The 17568-nt window shown below is 45.5% G+C and carries 17 protein-coding genes; 3 read left to right on the forward strand and 14 right to left on the reverse strand.

Annotated elements, in window-relative coordinates:
• From L1076_RS06015 to L1076_RS06030, 4 genes are all read right to left on the reverse strand, one after another.
• On the reverse strand, window positions 1-1230 hold the full coding sequence (locus tag L1076_RS06015) for an ABC transporter permease (protein WP_038880611.1): 1230 nt from the start codon (window positions 1228-1230) through the stop codon (window positions 1-3).
• Window positions 1227-2498, reverse strand: coding sequence for a TolC family protein (locus tag L1076_RS06020; protein ID WP_237303363.1), 1272 nt, complete (start codon window positions 2496-2498; stop codon window positions 1227-1229). Before L1076_RS06020 ends, L1076_RS06015 begins: the two co-directional genes overlap by 4 nt.
• Window positions 2491-3627: an efflux RND transporter periplasmic adaptor subunit gene (locus tag L1076_RS06025; RefSeq protein WP_237303364.1), complete on the reverse strand. Its 1137-nt coding sequence runs from the start codon at window positions 3625-3627 to the stop codon at window positions 2491-2493. Before L1076_RS06025 ends, L1076_RS06020 begins: the two co-directional genes overlap by 8 nt.
• A gap of 195 nt (window positions 3628-3822) precedes the next feature.
• A complete protein-coding gene (locus L1076_RS06030) occupies window positions 3823-4671 on the reverse strand; it encodes an MBL fold metallo-hydrolase (protein ID WP_237303365.1) in 849 nt (282 codons plus the stop codon).
• 257 nt (window positions 4672-4928) lie between these two features.
• On the opposite strand from L1076_RS06030, the gene L1076_RS06035 reads away from it, so the two are divergent.
• Window positions 4929-5468, forward strand: a complete 540-nt coding sequence (locus tag L1076_RS06035) for a TetR/AcrR family transcriptional regulator (RefSeq protein ID WP_063345790.1) — start codon at window positions 4929-4931, stop codon at window positions 5466-5468.
• Between the two features lie 107 nt (window positions 5469-5575).
• Window positions 5576-6085 (forward strand): GNAT family N-acetyltransferase, encoded by a 510-nt coding sequence (locus tag L1076_RS06040; protein ID WP_005438896.1) that lies wholly within the window; start codon window positions 5576-5578, stop codon window positions 6083-6085.
• A 54-nt stretch (window positions 6086-6139) separates the two neighbouring features.
• Here L1076_RS06040 and L1076_RS06045 read toward each other — a convergent pair whose 3' ends face one another.
• The 9 genes from L1076_RS06045 to L1076_RS06085 all read right to left on the reverse strand — a co-directional run bounded on the left by L1076_RS06045 (window position 6140) and on the right by L1076_RS06085 (window position 13211).
• Window positions 6140-6574 carry a hypothetical protein gene (locus tag L1076_RS06045; RefSeq protein WP_038880619.1) on the reverse strand — a complete coding sequence of 145 codons (435 nt, stop codon included), beginning with the start codon at window positions 6572-6574 and terminating at the stop codon, window positions 6140-6142.
• 2 nt (window positions 6575-6576) lie between these two features.
• Window positions 6577-7239, reverse strand: coding sequence for a TIGR02594 family protein (locus L1076_RS06050; RefSeq protein WP_237303366.1), 663 nt, complete (start codon window positions 7237-7239; stop codon window positions 6577-6579).
• 264 nt (window positions 7240-7503) lie between these two features.
• Window positions 7504-8049 (reverse strand): GNAT family protein, encoded by a 546-nt coding sequence (locus L1076_RS06055; RefSeq protein WP_038880624.1) that lies wholly within the window; start codon window positions 8047-8049, stop codon window positions 7504-7506.
• A gap of 46 nt (window positions 8050-8095) precedes the next feature.
• Window positions 8096-8866, reverse strand: coding sequence for a phospholipase A (locus tag L1076_RS06060; protein ID WP_237303546.1), 771 nt, complete (start codon window positions 8864-8866; stop codon window positions 8096-8098).
• Between the two features lie 67 nt (window positions 8867-8933).
• Window positions 8934-9368, reverse strand: coding sequence for a GNAT family N-acetyltransferase (locus L1076_RS06065; RefSeq protein ID WP_237303367.1), 435 nt, complete (start codon window positions 9366-9368; stop codon window positions 8934-8936).
• Between the two features lie 21 nt (window positions 9369-9389).
• The gene (locus tag L1076_RS06070; protein WP_237303368.1) at window positions 9390-10019 is read right to left on the reverse strand and encodes a class I SAM-dependent methyltransferase; all 630 of its coding nucleotides are present in this window, start codon (window positions 10017-10019) and stop codon (window positions 9390-9392) included.
• Window positions 10020-10124: 105 nt separating this feature from the next.
• Window positions 10125-10637, reverse strand: coding sequence for a protein disulfide oxidoreductase (locus L1076_RS06075; RefSeq protein WP_039975310.1), 513 nt, complete (start codon window positions 10635-10637; stop codon window positions 10125-10127).
• Complete coding sequence (locus L1076_RS06080; RefSeq protein ID WP_237303369.1) at window positions 10634-12745, reverse strand: protein-disulfide reductase DsbD domain-containing protein; 2112 nt, start codon at window positions 12743-12745, stop codon at window positions 10634-10636. Before L1076_RS06080 ends, L1076_RS06075 begins: the two co-directional genes overlap by 4 nt.
• 67 nt (window positions 12746-12812) lie before the next feature.
• Window positions 12813-13211, reverse strand: a complete 399-nt coding sequence (locus tag L1076_RS06085) for a hypothetical protein (protein WP_237303370.1) — start codon at window positions 13209-13211, stop codon at window positions 12813-12815.
• A 139-nt stretch (window positions 13212-13350) separates the two neighbouring features.
• On the opposite strand from L1076_RS06085, the gene L1076_RS06090 reads away from it, so the two are divergent.
• On the forward strand, window positions 13351-14256 hold the full coding sequence (locus L1076_RS06090) for a LysR family transcriptional regulator (RefSeq protein WP_039975308.1): 906 nt from the start codon (window positions 13351-13353) through the stop codon (window positions 14254-14256).
• A gap of 67 nt (window positions 14257-14323) precedes the next feature.
• Here the strand turns inward: L1076_RS06090 and L1076_RS06095 are convergent, their stop codons facing one another.
• A complete protein-coding gene (locus tag L1076_RS06095) occupies window positions 14324-17458 on the reverse strand; it encodes an HD domain-containing phosphohydrolase (RefSeq protein ID WP_237303371.1) in 3135 nt (1044 codons plus the stop codon).
• Window positions 17459-17568 lie beyond the last annotated feature (110 nt).

Genomic DNA, 17568 nt, shown 5'->3' on the forward strand with positions numbered 1-17568 from the left:
TTACGCCCTCGCACTTAATGCAATTACGGGGGTGAGACGCGATGCTCGCCTTGCCGGAAAGTAAGACGCCAGCAACGCCAAAACCAGCGTGACTAACAGTGACCAAGCGATAGAGTCTGGCGTGATAACCGGAAAACCTAACCACTCCGGTAAGGTAATGGAACCAAGCAATGCGACCACTAAATAAGCAACCATTAAGCCGAGAGCTGTACCGACCGCCACCAAAATGAGTCCTTCAAGGATGAACTGGTTGAGTATGGATTTTTGCGTTGCACCAATCGCCAAGCGTACGCCGATTTCTCGCGTTCGTTCTGTCACAGAGAGGAACATAATATTTGCGACACCAAGAGCGCCAACGGCCATGGTCATCGCACCGCTTGCCCCAAGGAAGATTTGAATGCCACGAAAAATACCCGTGATCACCGCTGCGCCCTCACTGAAGTCTGGCAAGTTAATCGCTTCTTTGTCAGTTGGGTCGAAGTGCAATTGCTTGGCATAAAAGTTAACAATGGCTTGTCGGAATGCGTTGCCATCCATACCGTCGACTGGCTTGAGTAGCAGCATCCAAGGTTTGGCATCCCACAAATCAAGGTAGGTAGTTTGAGGGATGAAGACTTTACGGCTATCACCAAATGAAATGCCCGCATCTTCGTCTTTCATAATGCCGATCACCAAAAATGGCACGCCATTAACTTTGGCCATTTGACCGATACTGATTTCACCCATTTTGGCAATTTGGTCGCCCAAAATCGCTACGCGAGTGTGATTGGCAATATCACTAGGCGACAGATTACGCGAACCCGACTCCAACTTGCGTTGAATCAATGAGAAATAGTACGGGTCTATGCCGCTAACAAAACTCGTGAGTTTTTGGCCTTTTTCATTGGTGATGTTTGCATCCCACTTGGCATACACACTGGATGCAGATTTCACAAAGCCAGATTGTTTGATCATATCGACTTTATCCTGCGGGATCTGAATCTGACGTCGTAAAGGTAATCCGTGCCAAGGTTTGCTGGTGCTCGATGGAAACGCGACTTGCACATTATTGACCATAAACGACAACTGCTGAGTTTGATGGCGATAAAAGCCCTCTCCCAGCGCAATCAAAACCACCACAGATATTACGCCCCACGCAATGGCAATGATGGCGAGCATGCTTTTCATGCGGTGTGCCATCAGCGTTTGCCATGTTTGCTGCAATAAGGTTTGCTGCAATAAACTGGTCATGAAATAAACGCTCGAGAGATCAGTGCCATGGTGTCGTCATCTAACTTACCTGCAGTTTGCAACAAGCCGATACGCTGACGCCAATAGTTGTACAAGTTGGTTTGTAGGCTGTTTTTCGCCTCAAACAAGCTGTTGTGTGCACTAATCACTTCTGATACTTCGAGCAAACCCGCATCATAAAGCTTCTCTTTGCTGCGCAGTACTTTCTCACGAGAAGTAACCAATTCGTCCGCCATCAAAACTTGGTTCCAATTGATGTCGACTTGAGTGAACTGCTGGATCACGCGCTTTTGAATATCGATTTCCACTCGACGTAGATCTTGCTTTGCACTTAGGGTATTGAGTGACGCCTCATCGACTCTGGCTCGTGTTGCGCCGTTCAAATCAATGGGCACACTGAGTGTAATGCCTGCATTGAACTCGCCGTCTTTACGTCGGTCATCATCGTTGTAGCCAACATTCCCTTTTAACGTTGGGTAATACCCACCTTGTGCAGAATCTTTGGCAAACTCACTGGCTTTCACGTTTTGCGCGGCCACTAAAAGTTCTGGACTACTGTCCTTCGCGAGCTTTAACCATTGCTCTTGAGAGTCCACCAGCAATGGCGGTTGAACAAGGGAATCAGTACGAATTTGATCGACGTTTTGCGGGATTTGATTGATCAACGCAGCCAGTTCCGCTCGCTTCACTTCTAAGTCAGAACGCGCATTCAAGATACCGGCTCTGTCCGCAACTTGTGTTGCTCGAATCTCTTCGACATCCACCGATTTCACTTTACCCGCGAGGTAACGCTTCTCGATGATCTTCAGCAGTTTGTTGCCTTCTTCCAACTTGGATTGCGCCAACTGCAAATCACCTTGTGCACTCGCAACATCCAAATACGATGAAAGCAATCTTTGTGCTAATTCATTATGTGATTGAGCCAGTTCAAGCTGAGCTTTGATGTAGTTGGCATTCGCTTGGTCTAGATCCGACCACAAGCTGCTGTCCCAAATGGTTTGAGAAAGCGATGCCCCATAACTATTAGTATTGTCGGCAGATTCGCTCCAATTCGCTGATGCTGTCGCACTCAAACCGGGTAAGAGTGAACTACGGCTTGCATCGACACCCACTTCACCAAGTTGAACACCAATTTTGGCTTTCTCGTAATTTGGATCACTTTGCTTTGCCTGTTGCCACGCTTGTTCAATCGAAATTGCATAGCTTGGTAAGCTGAGTGTTGCCGCTAAGATCGCAACACCAATTTTAGATAAGTGCAGCTTAGCCATGTGCGGCTCCCATCATCATGCTGTTATCGATGATCTCTTCATCTAGCTCAACACCATCTAACACTTCTACATTGATGCCGTCCGACAAGCCTAGCTTCACTTCCTGTTTGTGGAAGCCTTGCTCTGAACTATCAGGGATCAATACGTTTGGCGTATCGCCATCAAATTGCAGCGCTCGTTCTGGCAAGGTTAATACGTTCTCAGATTTCTTCAGTGTGATTTGTGCCGTTGATGAAAAGCCTGAACGCAGCAATACTTCTTTCGGGATCTTCAACTCACCCACTTCGACCTCAAATCCGTTATCGAAGCTTTTTGCAGAGGCATTGCCTTCAGGCGAATTTAGGTTTTCTGATTGAATCGCCACTTTGGTTAGCACACCAGAGATTTCCACATCGGGATACGGCGCCACGGTTAGTAGAACTGGCATACCCGGAGAAAGCTGCGCGGCATCATGCTCGCTCACGCTGCCTTTGAAGATCAGACTGTTCATGTCCGCAAGAGACATCATTTCTGTCGCGGCCTGGCTAGATTCAGTTGAGATGATTGGCTCACCGACTTCGACTTTGCGGTTTAATACTGTGCCATCAATTGGTGCGTAAATGGTTGAGGTTAAACGAGCGTCACCAATGGAAGCTTCACCGCTGCGAATTAATTCGAGGTTCTGGCGTTTTTGCAGTACGTTCGCTTGAGCCGATTTCACGGTTGAACGCGCACTGACATATTCGTCGTAGTTGTTTGGAATGATGTCTTGTTTCACCAAGCTTTCAAGGTTAGCCAGCTTTTGTTTGGCTGATTCGAGGTCCGCTTCACTGCGCATTAAGTCTGTTGAAGCATCAGTAAGCGCTTGAGGCGTCGGGTTCGGACGAACCTTAATCAATGGTTGGCCTTGCTTGACCTTTTCACCGACCTGAACGTACATCTCGCCCACTATGCCATCGATTTGTGACTTAATAGATACTGAGTGTGCAGGGACAATATTGCCGACTGCCACCGCTTGTTTCTCGATGGTTCCCTTTTCCACTGCCAACGTCGGAAACGCCTCTGGTTGAGCCGAAGATTGCAGATAGAAATACGCACCGCCGCCAAGTAATGCAACGCTCACAGCAGCGACAAGCCAAGTTTTTGCCATTATTGATTCCAATTATTGTTTTGTAGTCTTGTGACCATCTGATGAACATAAAGTTCTAAGGATACCGTGGTTTGAAGCCGCTAAAACTGTCATATTTGGTAAGGTTTTGTCAGGGCGCTTTGACAATAGGCAAGATGAATAGCTGAGATTGGAATTTGGCTCACTCACAATCATAAACGTTAACAGGGTCGATGATTAAACCTCAACACAACGACCCGTTGGCAAATGCTCCAGACGATCACCAAGCACTTCTTTCAGTAAATGATACGCCTTCATGCCCGTGCAATGGCCCGTGTAAAACTTCTCAACAGGGTATCTAGATAGCGCTATCCCTAATGCTTTGATGTCATCTTTAGTGCCGCCAATGCTATTAAATACGGGTAAGCCCACAAGATGAAAGCCACCCACTACCGCTTTGATCCTGTCGTTTGGAAACAACTCAACGGCCGTTTCAATCATGTTCAATACTCCGCTGTGCGCACATCCAGTAAAGATAACTAAGCCATCCTCCTCCTTAATCACCAAAAGTAGTTCGTGCTCAAAGGTGTCTTTTTCATAACGGCCGTCTTTTGATCGGGTATAGAGGTACTGATTTCCTTTGGGTTGTGGGTACTTGTCGCTGATCTTGGTAATAACATGAACATTCGGAGCAACTTGTGTCGTTTCAGTGACCAGCACGATACGGTCACTTGTTCTCTCCAACAACACTTTGTCGATACCAACATCACTCTTGAAACCAAAAGCTCGAAAGTAGTAATCCTTGTCTCCACACGACTTTAAGTAGACTTTGGCTACATCGTTTTGCTCTAGAAAATGAGATGTGCCGTTGCAATGGTCATGATGCCGATGAGAAATAACCGCGAGATCCACTTCTTGAATATCAATATTAAGTAAAGGTGCGTTGTCGCAAAACGTTCGCCCACTGCCCATATCAAACAACAGTTTGGTTCCTTCAGTGTCGATATGCAGCGATAAACCGCGCTCGACACAGAGATCGGTTCTGTGCTCAAGACGAGCATTATCAACGAGAGTGGTAACGATCATTGTGCCTCCTAATGGCGTTGAACCGCTTTAGTGGATGAGACAATAACGAGGTTTGATGCTTGTAGAAAAAAGTAATGGTAATTGTGTGATTAGACAGAGGTTTACAGTATCCGTTTTCTATCATGCTTGATCTTCACTTCGCTGCTAACACATCAATCAAGCGGTTTTGATCCTATTAATACTTGACGGAGGATCAAGAAACGCACTATCATTTGCAAAACTGACCAGTTGGTCAGTCAGTATGTAGAGTGAGCACGATGGACAAACGACAACAGATCATTGAAGTTGCAACGCAGTTATTTGCGGAACATGGCTTTGAGAAAACGCCCGTCTCCACCATTTGTGAGAAGGCTGAGATTTCAAAAGGTTTGGTGTTTCATCACTTCAAAAATAAAAACGAGCTGTTGAGACAAGTTTTTGTTCATATCACTCAGATCATTGAAGAAACGGATAAAAATGATGAGCATTTATCCAACGAAGAAGGTGGCATTGAAGCGATGATCCACTCGATCTTCGATGGCATGACGGTTCCTGAACATCGCAAGATTTACCAGTTCAACTTTAGTGTGATGGTGCACCCGACAACCAGAGCGATTGTTGTCGACCTGATAGATGAACGCTACCAAGGTTTGCAGGCATCCACTGAAGAAGTCTTCCGCTCGCTAGGGCACACGAACCCGGCAGTGGTGACAAAAATGTTCATCGCAGAGATCGACGGCATTGCCATGAACTACTTACTGAATGAGGACTTCCCTATCGAAGAAATCAGACAAGAGTTCATCAAAAAGTACTGTTAGAAATACAAAAAATCATGCACATGTCGATGCGTGATTTTTTTGACCAAACACACTGACCGCACGGTCAGTCAGTGTGTTCATTAAATTTAAAAACGAAGGAGAAACCAATGAATACACCTTATCAAATTCAATACGAAGCGTTCGCAAAAGCAGGTGGACTATATGACGAGAGACACGCCAAACTCTATGCAGAATTTGCCGACAATCTTATTGCGGATGGTAGCTTTTCAATCGTCTACGAAGGCGTAGCACACGCATGCTATACCCCTATCGTGATTGATGCAGCACCACACCTAAAATGCTATGTACTTGCGCCACTAGCCGTACTACCTGAATACCAAGGCAAAGGCTACGCGACAAGATTGATGGAAGAAGCAGAAAAGCAGTTAGATGCAGACGTTATCTTTGTGATGGGTGAGCCGTTCCACTACGGAAACCGCTACAACACGCCGCACAATGTGTTGCCACCAGTAAGAACGCAGGCTCCTTTAGAGTGTTGGTTTGCACGTGAGCTTACACCTGGCGCATTAGATGGTATTGGCGAATCAACTTCATCAATCAAAGGCCCTTATGCAGAACCATTGATGTGGGGTCATCCAGACGAACAGGTTCAATAACGCCTAAATAACAAAAGCCCAAAACACTTGTTTTGGGCTTAGTTGAATAAGATTCTACTGGTCACAATGTGCAAAGACTCTTTGCTTGTCAGATAGTTTTTTAGCGGCTTCTTTCGCTAACAAAATTTGTTCTTGGGTAGCTTTGAATTCAGAGCCTGTTCCCGGCCAGTAGTACCCTTGCTCATCATGACAAAGAGTGATGATGATTGGGTCATTTCCAATTTTAGGGGAGTCTCCAATCTCTGTGTACATATCGAAAGTGATGTTGGTAGTAATGTGGCCTCGAACTCCATCCAACACCTTAGCTTGAACCTTATAGTAGTTATCTCCACCGTCTTTCTCTGGCCCTTCAAAACCAGTTAGCACCACAACAGCCGAGTATGGAGTCTCACCTATTGCTTCAATCAGGGCCTCACTTGTAGGCGCGTTATCTTGAGAGGCACAAACAAACAAACTGACTAGACCTAATAAACTGATTAATTTATACATACTTAACTTTCTGCACCTGCTTTCACCGCCCCTTTTGTATAGATAGGTAGCGTGCCTTTTGTATCATCATAACTATTAGGAACAACAAATTTATCCCATGCTGTAAGGGGATACTTAGCAATGTTTACTTGATTATTTTGGTTTCCACCCAACATGTAAAGGTACTTTCCATCGGGGCTCTTACCTACGACAAACGCAACATGACCACCACCCCTCCTCGTTTTAATTCCTAATGCACCATGAATTGGACTAGTGACACTTTTACCAAAAGCTTCCCATTCCTTTGCTCTGTATGCCTCTTTCACTGGTTTTATGCCATGTTGTTTGAACACCCACGCAACAAATGAACCGCACCAAGCATTTTGACCTCCAGAATCATCGGTTCCCCAAAATTTTGATGCAGAAAAATACTCCAAGATCCTTGGGTTTGCTTTTGTCCCAGAAACTTCCGTTTGCCCTAATTCACCAAAAGCGGTTTTCATCCAAGTAACTTTGGTTGTTAAACTTTCCACCTGAGGTTTAGAGCTCTTTCTAGGCGAAGTTGACGCGACGCTATTGAGCTTTCTATGTGTTTTCCCATTCACGTCAATACGCCCATCTGGCCTTACCATAAATATCAATCTACGTTGGCAAGCTTTGATCGCAGCTACTGTTTTGGACGACATTGGATTGCGTCCGAGTGAGCCATCAACAACCAGCTTTGGTCTAAACCCAATCGCGTTTTAATGATGGTTCAAAACTTGTTGAACAGCTATGATATCGCTCTTTGCATTAATACCACCGACCCCTACAGAACTACGAATTTTCAGTTGCAACTTTTTCTCTCCCTCAAGCTTGGATTGAGAGAGTAGTTAAGTTTATGGACTAGTTGAACAAATACAACACTGGTACACGATAGACTGCTAAAACGAAATAAGCTGTTGGAAATATTAATTACACACGCTTGCGGCAGACATCACTAAATACATAGACAAGCAGTCTTGTGGATTGGGGCTGAGTGCAGGAAACACCGCATACTCTTTCAACACACCTTGTTTCTTAAATCCACATTTTTCGAGCACGCGAATACTGGCTTGATGGTCGATATGAGGCGCTGTATGAATCTGCTTGACTCCGACACTTTTCAGATACTCAATCCCGAGCTTACACGCCTGAGTCGCATACCCTTTACCTTGATAATTTCTAGAGATCCCAAAGTGAATTTCGCTATGACTGTTTTCAGGGATTGAGACTAAGCAACCAATGGGAACTTGAGTTGCGCTTTCTTCAATTGCGAGTACCAAAATACTAGGGACATCCAGCTCATATTGGGTTCGCCATCTATTGATAGCTTGTAACGTTTGACTTGAACTTTGATGCGCTTGTCGGTTTAGGTACAAACACGCTTGTTCATCACCAAGGTAGTTTTCAAACAAAGGAGCGGCATCTGTTTCTTCAAGGTACCTAATTGCCACATCTTGCGCTTCAACCCTCATTCACTTCCCTCTCGAACAAGTTTCTTTGGGTGTTAAAGGTTGGCCACTAAAAGTCGAACGCAAATCCGGCTCCATACGCACTTTCGTCGAAGTTGTAATTAGAGATTGTTAGGCCGTAACCTGTTTCTGCTTTCATGTAACCTCTTAGCCCTTGATAAACGGGGAAGTTCCAAGATGCGCGATAGAAACCCTTTTCCCAATCTTTTGTAAACACGTTGGATACCGTGAACTTTAGTTTGTGATCATTTTCAGAAATCCAAGCTGCTTCTAGCTCGCCATACCCAAGAAAGTCAACGATATCCGGGTTGTAATGGTGACTACCAACATCAAGCCACGTCTTAAAACGGACAAAGCCAGAGTCAAAGCGCCACTTGTTATCTAGGTATACGCGATTCCAACTGACCTCATCATTGCCACCCGCACCATTGGATTGATGCTCAAAACCAAGCGAAATGCGCCAAGGGTTTAAGTTCCAACGATAGAAGACGGCAGGATTATATTGGTCATCCCTAAAGTAAGCAGAATCATCGTATGCCTCCCAGTTAGAACGCTGGGTGTAAGAGACAAAAAGCCCATCATCACCAAAAACCAGTAGCTTGTATTTCATGCTGATTTGGAACTGAACCATGACATCTTTCGCATCATGACCGTTAGGATTAAGCGGAGCGAAGCGCTCTTGATTCACCTTTGATTCCGTATAGAAAGGCAATAAATAGTTGTCTTCGTGAGCAGAGAAACGTCTCTCCTCTGCATAGACCTCTGTTACAAATATCGATGTAAAAGCAGCAAGTATGCATACTTCTTTACGGTTAAGCATCATCGTCCTTTTTATCTGTAAATCCATGAATTCAATATAGAAGATAATTAGCAACTTATCTGTTGAATCAACCTATCTTGTCTTGATAAACATCAGGTTGCCATATCTGCATAAAGTTCTCGACAGGCTCAATAGGCTTAAAGCCGCACTGTTCATAAAGGCCGTGTGCATCGCGCGTCGCAAGAATCATTCTGCGTAGACCTTGAAGATCTGGGTGGGACACAATTTCAGAAACCAACCACTTACTAATGCCATTGCCGCAGTAATCAGGGAGCACGAAAACATCGGCGAGATAAGCAAAGGTGGCTTTGTCAGTAATAAGGCGAGCAAACGCGATTTGCTGATTCGACTCGGTAAACACACCAAAGCAAAAGGAGTTTCGTATTGCTTTATCTAGCGTGTCCCTTGGCACTCCTTTCGCCCAATAGCTCTGTGAAATGAACTGATGGATGCAATCAAGATCCATATCTTCAAAGGCGGTGCTAATACGATATCCTTGCATGTTGCTCTCCATGACAGTTAATTAACTTTGCTTTCTTAGCTCTAAGAGCAGGTAACGACATACATAGCCAGCACCTGATGTGTAACCAACGAGGTTTTCTAGTGATACGACTTCAAGCCCTGCGTTTTGGCTGAATTCACGGACTTCGCTCTCGGTGTAAGCGGTATGTACAACCGCGCCACTGTAGGTATTTCTTGGCAGGTCTTTTCCATCTGGGTCGTGACATTGGAAACTGATAAAACAGCGCCCGTCAGCATTGAGCTTGTTAGCAATGCATTGAAGTAGCGACTGGGGTTTGGCAAGAAACTCCGTGAAACCAAGCGCGGTTATGATGTCGAAGGTTTGATTGAAAATCGGAGAGAAAGGTTGGTCGAGATTATGAACGTTGACACTTTGATAGAGGTTTGTCTCGCGTGCTTTATCGACCATTTTGGATGAGATATCTAAGCCGTGCAGAGTAACTTCTGGGTAATGAGTTTTGATGACTTCCCCGATGCTGCCTGTGGCACAAGCCAAATCAAGAGCAGAAACTTGTTGGAGATTAAGCGTTTTTAGCTTCCCATCTATCCAACGCGGACCAACATATTGGCTGTCTTCGATTAATTTCTGATACCGCTCAGATACTTCATCATACATTGTGGCAACGTCCATGATTCCTCCTTGATCGTTGAACGCTGCCAATGTAGCACGCCATATTCACCTACACACTTATGTCATTGTAAAAGCGTGAAAAAGGTCGACGTGTTACACATTAGTTTATGCCATCCAGATCCTTGCCAGAATGCCAATTGGCGTTGTGACTCCTGTGGTGATTGAGCTCACCTCTCCATCTTTTAATACATAGATAGTGGGCGTCACACTGATGCTCCATTCTTGCATAATGCTGCTTTTCGGATCGTTGATGTTGTTGAACTGGTAACCTTTCGCCTGCATGAATTGGTCTACCCGTTCTTGCGGACCTGACGCACCTGACACAGTGACGACTTCATAGTAATCACTCAGCCAACTCACGCTTGGGCTAACAAACTTACATGCCGGACACCAGGTTGCCCAAAAGTAGACCACAACGGGCTCTTCATGACTTTTGGCGATCACGTCCATATATTCACCATCAGCCATGACTACGCTTAGCGGCGGCGCTTGCTCTTTAGGAATGTCTTTGGTGCGATACCAATCCATGGCGACCGAAATCACGGTCACCATAAGCACCATTTGCAACGCTTGACTAAGCCAGTATTTCAGCGATTTACGCTTTTTTACTGTGTTCACTTAATCGTGCCTCCACTTGCTTGTTCGATTGCTTTCACCACAACATCGTCAGTCAGAATCACAGGCAAAGGAATACCCTCTGGCGCTGCTGGTCCATATACGATGTTAAATGGCACACCAAAGCGACCGTGTGCACGTAGGAAGTCGGTCACTGAGCCGTTCGGATGTGTCCAATCGCCTTTCAGTGTCGCCACGTTCGGACTTTGCAACAGTGAATAAACCGGATCTTGCCAGATCACACCAATCTTGTTGGCTTTACAGGTCACACACCAATCTGCCGTCACATCGACAAATACCACACGACCATTTTTCACGTGCTCAGTGATGGCTTCGTTAGAGAGTTTTTCCCAAGCCAAATCTTCTGGCAATGGCGTAGCCCAATGATTTGCAGTCACACTGCCTAACACCAAACCACCAGCGATCAGAATCAAAGAGGCGCTGCCTGAGATAGCTAACGCTTTGTTGCCATAAATATGCTTCACACGTGCCATGACCGCGATAAATGCTACCAAGCCAATCAAGATAACCCAGAAGATTGGTAAGTGGTTTGCCATCAATGACAACAACCAAACGCTAGTTGCCAGCATCATGATGCCAAAGACGATTTTTACGACATTCATCCACTGACCCGGTTTTGGCAGTTTTAAGGCAATACCTGGGAAGATCGCCACTAAAATCCATGGCAGCGCCATACCAATCGCAAGTGCGGTAAAGACTGCGAATAACGTGATGACATCAGCACCCAATGCGAAAGCCACCGCTGTGCCAAGGAAAGGTGCAGAGCAAGGCGTAGCTAGTAGTGTCGCAAACATGCCTTGAACGTAATGCCCCACTAACGAGTTATCGCCTTTTGACGCCAACCAAGTATTGGTACCTGAAGAAAGACGAATCTCAAACAAGCCCAACATATTGGCACCGAACAGTGCAGTAACTAAAACCATCACACCAAGGAACCAAGGGCTTTGGAATTGAACGCCCCAGCCGATAGCGCTGCCTGTAAGCTTAAGCACCAAGATAAAGCCAGCTAAGATCCAGAACGAAGTCAAAATACCTAATGAAGACGCGATGAATTGCGTGCGAATTTGGCGGCGTTCTACCCCCTGCGCGGCAACAATACTACTTAGCTTCATGCCCAGAACCGGTAACACACAAGGCATGATGTTGAGAATCAAGCCACCGAGCAACGCAAATAGGAAGATGCTCACCAGTGATGTACTTGGCAACGTCTCTGTGATCAATCCTGTTTTAACAGGTGCCACTTCTTCTGCTAGCAAGTTGCTATCTTTAATTGAAACGAAAACCGATTGGTTATCCAGTTCCACATCACCCAGCCACGTGTTTACTTTGTAGTTTGCTGTCAGGGTATTGCCTTCTTGGTGCAGCCCAAGCAGTTTGAAACTGTAATCGCTGGTGCTTTCATCAACACCATCAACCAGCACCTCTGGTTTTTGCCAACCTTGTGAATTGGTCAGTTTGATTTGTAGTTTAGATTGGTTTGCATCCCAGTTTGCTTCTGTCACATCAATAAATGGCGAAGCTTGAGGCACACTGCTCACCGCTTGCGCATAGCTGAACATCACACCTTCATCGACTTGTAAGTCAGAAGGCATGAAGGACAATTGAATATGGTAATCCGTCAGGACACAAATCGTTGTGCACGAAGAAAGCGTCAATGTCGCATCAATCGTCACAGGTTTAGTCATATCTTCAACGTGCAAGGTCATCGGGAAAAGCGTGTCGCCTTTGTAACCCAGCGTTTCAATACCAAGCAGTTCATATTTCTGCGGATATGGCCACTGCCAATCCACCTTAGTTAGGTTTTGTGATTTTTCCCAATCAATGGATGGCGCAACACCGCCCTCGCCCGGCGAACGCCAGTAGGTTTTCCAGTCGCCGCTCAATTTGACATCGAGATATCCCGTCAGCGTTTTTGCTTTAGGATCGTGTTGGCCAGTAAGGACAAAGCGTGTTTGCACAGGTGGATGCTGAGGGTTGGTCAACCATCCCGTGTCTGTCGTTTGTGCTTGGGTAATTAGCGAGAATAAGCTCAGTGCCAGCGTCATGATAAGCATCAACGCGGCTTGAGTCGTTTTTTTCATGTGGTTCATAGTTATTCCTAGTTAAAAACAAGTGTAGAGAAAAACTGACGATACGAAACTCGTCAGAAATCACTTGTCATTCGCGGAATACACACAGGGTGAGATGGACTCGATACTTTTGGACTATCGGTTCGGTCCATTGTCTTTTGCTGGCGAACGCACAACAGCGCCACACGACAAGCGCGAAAATGCCAACAAATAATACAACGACCAAGGTTTCCAGTTGCTGCTGAGCAAATTGAATCAGCTTTTCAGACAATTCACATTTACTCGTATCATGTCCTTTTTCTGCTTTTACGATTTTAACTTCATCGCCAATGAGCACAGAGGTAGGGCTAGAGTCATATTGCATAGCACAACTGAACATCAAGCCAGAATTTTTCATCAAGCACACAACAATCACCCAGCCGATTAGTGCTAGGAACCATTTTCCCTGTTGTCGGGACGCGGCAGATTGTAGAGTGGATGAGTGCATTCTAACTTCGATAAATGTGGAAACGCGGGAAATCATACGCAAGTTAATATAAACCTCAAGTAGTATGATTTTTTGAACAGCGCGTTTTCGTAACTAACTGTGATAGTCTTATGACTACCGTTTCTGTAAATAATTCAACATGCTCAATAAAGTTAATCTTGCTGATATTCGCTCCTTCGTTTTGATCGCTCAACTGGGTAACTTCACCAAAGCGGCAGAAGCGCTTTCCGTCTCTCGGTCTCATGTGTCTCGCCAAATCAGTGGACTTGAAGCACAAATGGGTGTGACCTTACTGACTCGCACCACGAGAACATTACGCCTCACTCACGCTGGCGAGCATTTCTATCAAGAGTGCGAAAAAGCGCTGCACGACATCGACCAAGCGTTAATCGCTGCTGTTGACGATACTCAAGAAGTGCGCGGCTTGATTAGAGTGAACTGTGTGGGTGGCTACATCGGTGAAGACATCATTGCTAAATACGTCAATGAGTTCATGTTGGAATATCCGAACATCACCGTAGATTTGGATTTCTCTTCACCACGTATTGATTTGATTGAAGACCAATTCGATGTCGCGATTCGCATGGGCGAGTTGGAAGACGCAGGATTCGTCGCACGCAAATTGATGATGATCGATATGGTTACGCTTGCAAGTCCGAACTATCTCAAAACGTACGGCGAACCTGTCACGCCAAAAGAACTGGCGAAGCATCGTACTCTGACAGGCTCAGTCACTCGCTGGAGTTACCGTAACGTGGCTAACCCACAAGAGCACAGCGATGTCATCGTGAAAGGTAATCTACGCTGTAAAAACGGACGTGCACTGGTAATGGGCGCGCTATTCGATAACGGCATCATCCGTGTCCCTCTCAGTTATTGTGATGACGAGGTCGAACAAGGCAAACTGGTTAAAGTAATGCCGGAATGGGAAATTCCGTCGGTGCCGCTATCAGCGATTTACCACCGTGATCGCTACCAACCTAAGCGCCTGCGCACCTTCATCGATTTCGTCAAAACCAAATTTGCACAAGACTTTGATGTTTAAGTTTGGCGCATAAAAAAGTGCGTAAGAACCGAAGCTCTTACGCACATTTTTCAAGCTGGATTGAAGGCTAAGATAACTTTTCTAAATAGCTCTCTATATCGACATCATCGATAAGCTCATCCGGTAAATAGCGCTTGGCGTAACTTAGGTAAGTGCCACTTGTTAACAGCAGCTTAAATACGTCTTTATCAATGTGACCACCGAGTGCCATTTTCGACATAATGCTGATTGCCTCATTCAAGGATTTGGCTTTCTTGTAAGGTCGATCGGCCGCGGTTAATGCTTCAAAGATGTCAGCAACCGCAAGAATACGCTCCGGAATCGACAGGTCTTCGCCCATCAATCCACGTGGATAACCAAACCCTTCCATCGCCTCGTGGTGAGTCGTAGCATAACGAGGTACACGTTCTAACTCTGGCGGGAATGGGATGCTCTCTAGCATCTTAATGCCGCTGATCATGTGCTCATTAATCTTAAAGCGCTCTTCTGCTGATAACGTACCGCGCTGCACCGCCAAGTTATAAAGTTCACCATGGTTGTAAAGCTTCTCTGGCACCGTCATATTAATGCCAAACTCAGGGTCAAGATCAAACGGCTGCTCACGCTCAATCACATGCTCAGGACGGTCAGAAAGCAGCTTCTCCGTTGCTGGCGTTGGTTGTGGTTGATAGCGTGTTTCTTCTAATGGCGATAAGCCAAGCCCGCAATCGAAGTAACGCGTCCACTCTTTCTCAGCCAACTTGTGTAAACGTTCGATGCCTTGATCCGACATAAACTCCGCCCCCACGTTCGCACTGGCGACAAATTCGAACTCTTCTTTCAGCGCAGCAAATTCTTGTTCAAGTGCTTGCTCAGGTTGTTCATCGACACCCATAGCTTTTAGTTTTTTGAGTAGATATTGAATCTGCGCATCTCGCCACAGCACCTCAAAGCGCATGCGAACTTCGTGAATTCGATTGTAGTTAGTTTCTAGTTTACTGCCTTTATCGACCACGTATTCCGGCGTGGCGATCTTACCGCAATCATGAAGCCAAGCGGCAATACGGAATTCACGGCGCTCCTCGTCATTGGCAAACTCAAAAGCTCCAAACACGCCTTGGTCAGATTTCTCTGCTTCGTCCGCAAGCATCAACGCAATCTCCGGCACACGGTTACAGTGACCTGCCGTATAATGTGACTTTTCATCGATGGCGCGTGCGATAAGTTGAATCACGGAATCAAAAAACTCATTTTGCCTTTGTTCAAACTGCTTAAGCGAGTTGCTGCCTCGCATCAGCGAAAGACTAAGTTGATGAATTTCTTCAATGCGAGAATGCACACGCTGCACTTTGTCGTATTCGCGATCACGTACAAACCTGACTTGCTTTCTCAATGCATTGATGGGGTCTGAGATCGGTTTTGCCATTTCCCACGCGACGGGAATGAGTAGTGCAAGAACAAACAACGATGCGCCCACAGCATATAGCGTCACTTCATTTACGCCTGACATGACGTAAGACTGTGGAATCACGACAGCAAAGTAACGCTCTTCCTTATGAGTGAGTTTGGAGACAAAAACATACTTGTCTTTCCCATTGAGCGTCACTAGTTGAACGGAATTGATGAACTTAGGATCTTTGGCAAATTTGACCAGCTCTTCGTATGGCGTAAAGGTATAGGTCGACACTGCTGCCTTACCCTCAAACCATTTTTCACGCAGCTCTTTTCTTTGCTCTGGCGTAATCGCGTCAATAGCGCGGTTAATGATCTCAACTAAAGGTCTTTGTTCCTCATTCGCCAAGTAGTAAAACGCGTTGGAGAGGTTTGAATCCTTAACCAAAGTGATGGCTAAGTTCTGACGAAATGTTTCGCGTATTTTGTTGGCCAATATTTGACGGATGTCGAGCACAGCGACGATGTCACCATTCAATACCCCGTCGATCGCATCGTGCAAAGAAGCGTAATTGACGATGGTCATTTGTGGGTAAGCTTCTAACAAGTCATCTTGAATGCTCCACCCTTTCAGCAAGCCAATTCTTTCGTTCTTCACTTGCTCTAAGGTATTGATGTGCTTGTTCTCTTCTGTGGTGAGCAAAGCAAACTTTGCGTGATAAAGAGGTTCACCGACGACACCGATGCTCGAAAGGTCATCTTGGTCGGCAATCGATTGAAGAATGTCGATATTGCCATTTTTAAAATCGTTGACGAGCTCATTCCAACGTCGACCGTTCACAAACTTAAACTTTAAGCCGGTCATTTCAGAAATCATCTTGAACAAATCAATCGAGAAGCCATTTGGGCGACCGCCAACGGTGTAATCAAGCGGAGCCCAATTATTTTGGTTCGACACTTTCAATTCTGGCGTTTGGGCGACCAGTGCTCGTTGCTCATCAGTTAAGTTCACCGGAGAGACCAAAGGTAAGCGATCTTCGATGTCGACCATCTTGTTAGTTGCAATCAATCGGCCATTGGCTTGATAAATAAACGCCTCCGCTTCTGGCGCTTTCTTGTTTTCGACAAAACGGTTGGTGAGTTGCGCCTCTAACGAGGAGAGAAGAATGTCCACACCCACCACAGTATCGGATTCTGGCACCTTAATGGAAAAGGTTTCCCCAGATACTTTTAGAGTGTTGAACAAATATGGAGAAGTATTGTAAATGTCATCATGGTCAGCATTTTCAAACCAGCTGCGTTGAGTCGGGATGAAGTTACTAAACTCATCTAAAACATGGCGTGATACAAAGTTTTCATCATAGTAAATACTTACCTTACGGCGATCTCGCTTCTCCCCGCTGTGCGCGATCAACAACCACTTGTCCCCTGGTTGAGCACCTATGCGTGAACGAATTTCCTCTGAGGAAAGGTTGATCAACTGGAAGAAGTCGTTGTTCGCTTTGGCAACAAAAATACTATGAATGCCGGGTTCTCTTACCAACAATTTAGACAAAGGGATAATGATGCTCTCTTCGGGCGTATCTACCCCGATGAGCGACACTAGCTGCGCGCCGCTTCGTGCCACGTTCTCAGCTAAATTTTGTAGATTAGATAAATGACTCGATACACCTGTCGCGATGGTTTGATATCGGGTGAGGGTGTGTTGCAGCTCAGTTTTCCTTGCAAAATGGTATTGCAAAGTAATCGCCACACCTGCTGTCACTAAGGTACAGAAGACAAACATCAACCCTAGCACTGTCCTTAACGAAATCCGTTTACGTTTCTTCATCGTTTCAGCTTGGAGTAATCCAAGCGCCTTAATCCTTTAACCAACTGAAATTATTGTCTAAAAATTGAATTTAAGCCAATCACGAAATTTTATCGAAGCAAACAAAAACG

Source organism: Vibrio sp. MMG023, assembly GCF_021654215.1.
GTDB lineage: Bacteria > Pseudomonadota > Gammaproteobacteria > Enterobacterales > Vibrionaceae > Vibrio > Vibrio jasicida.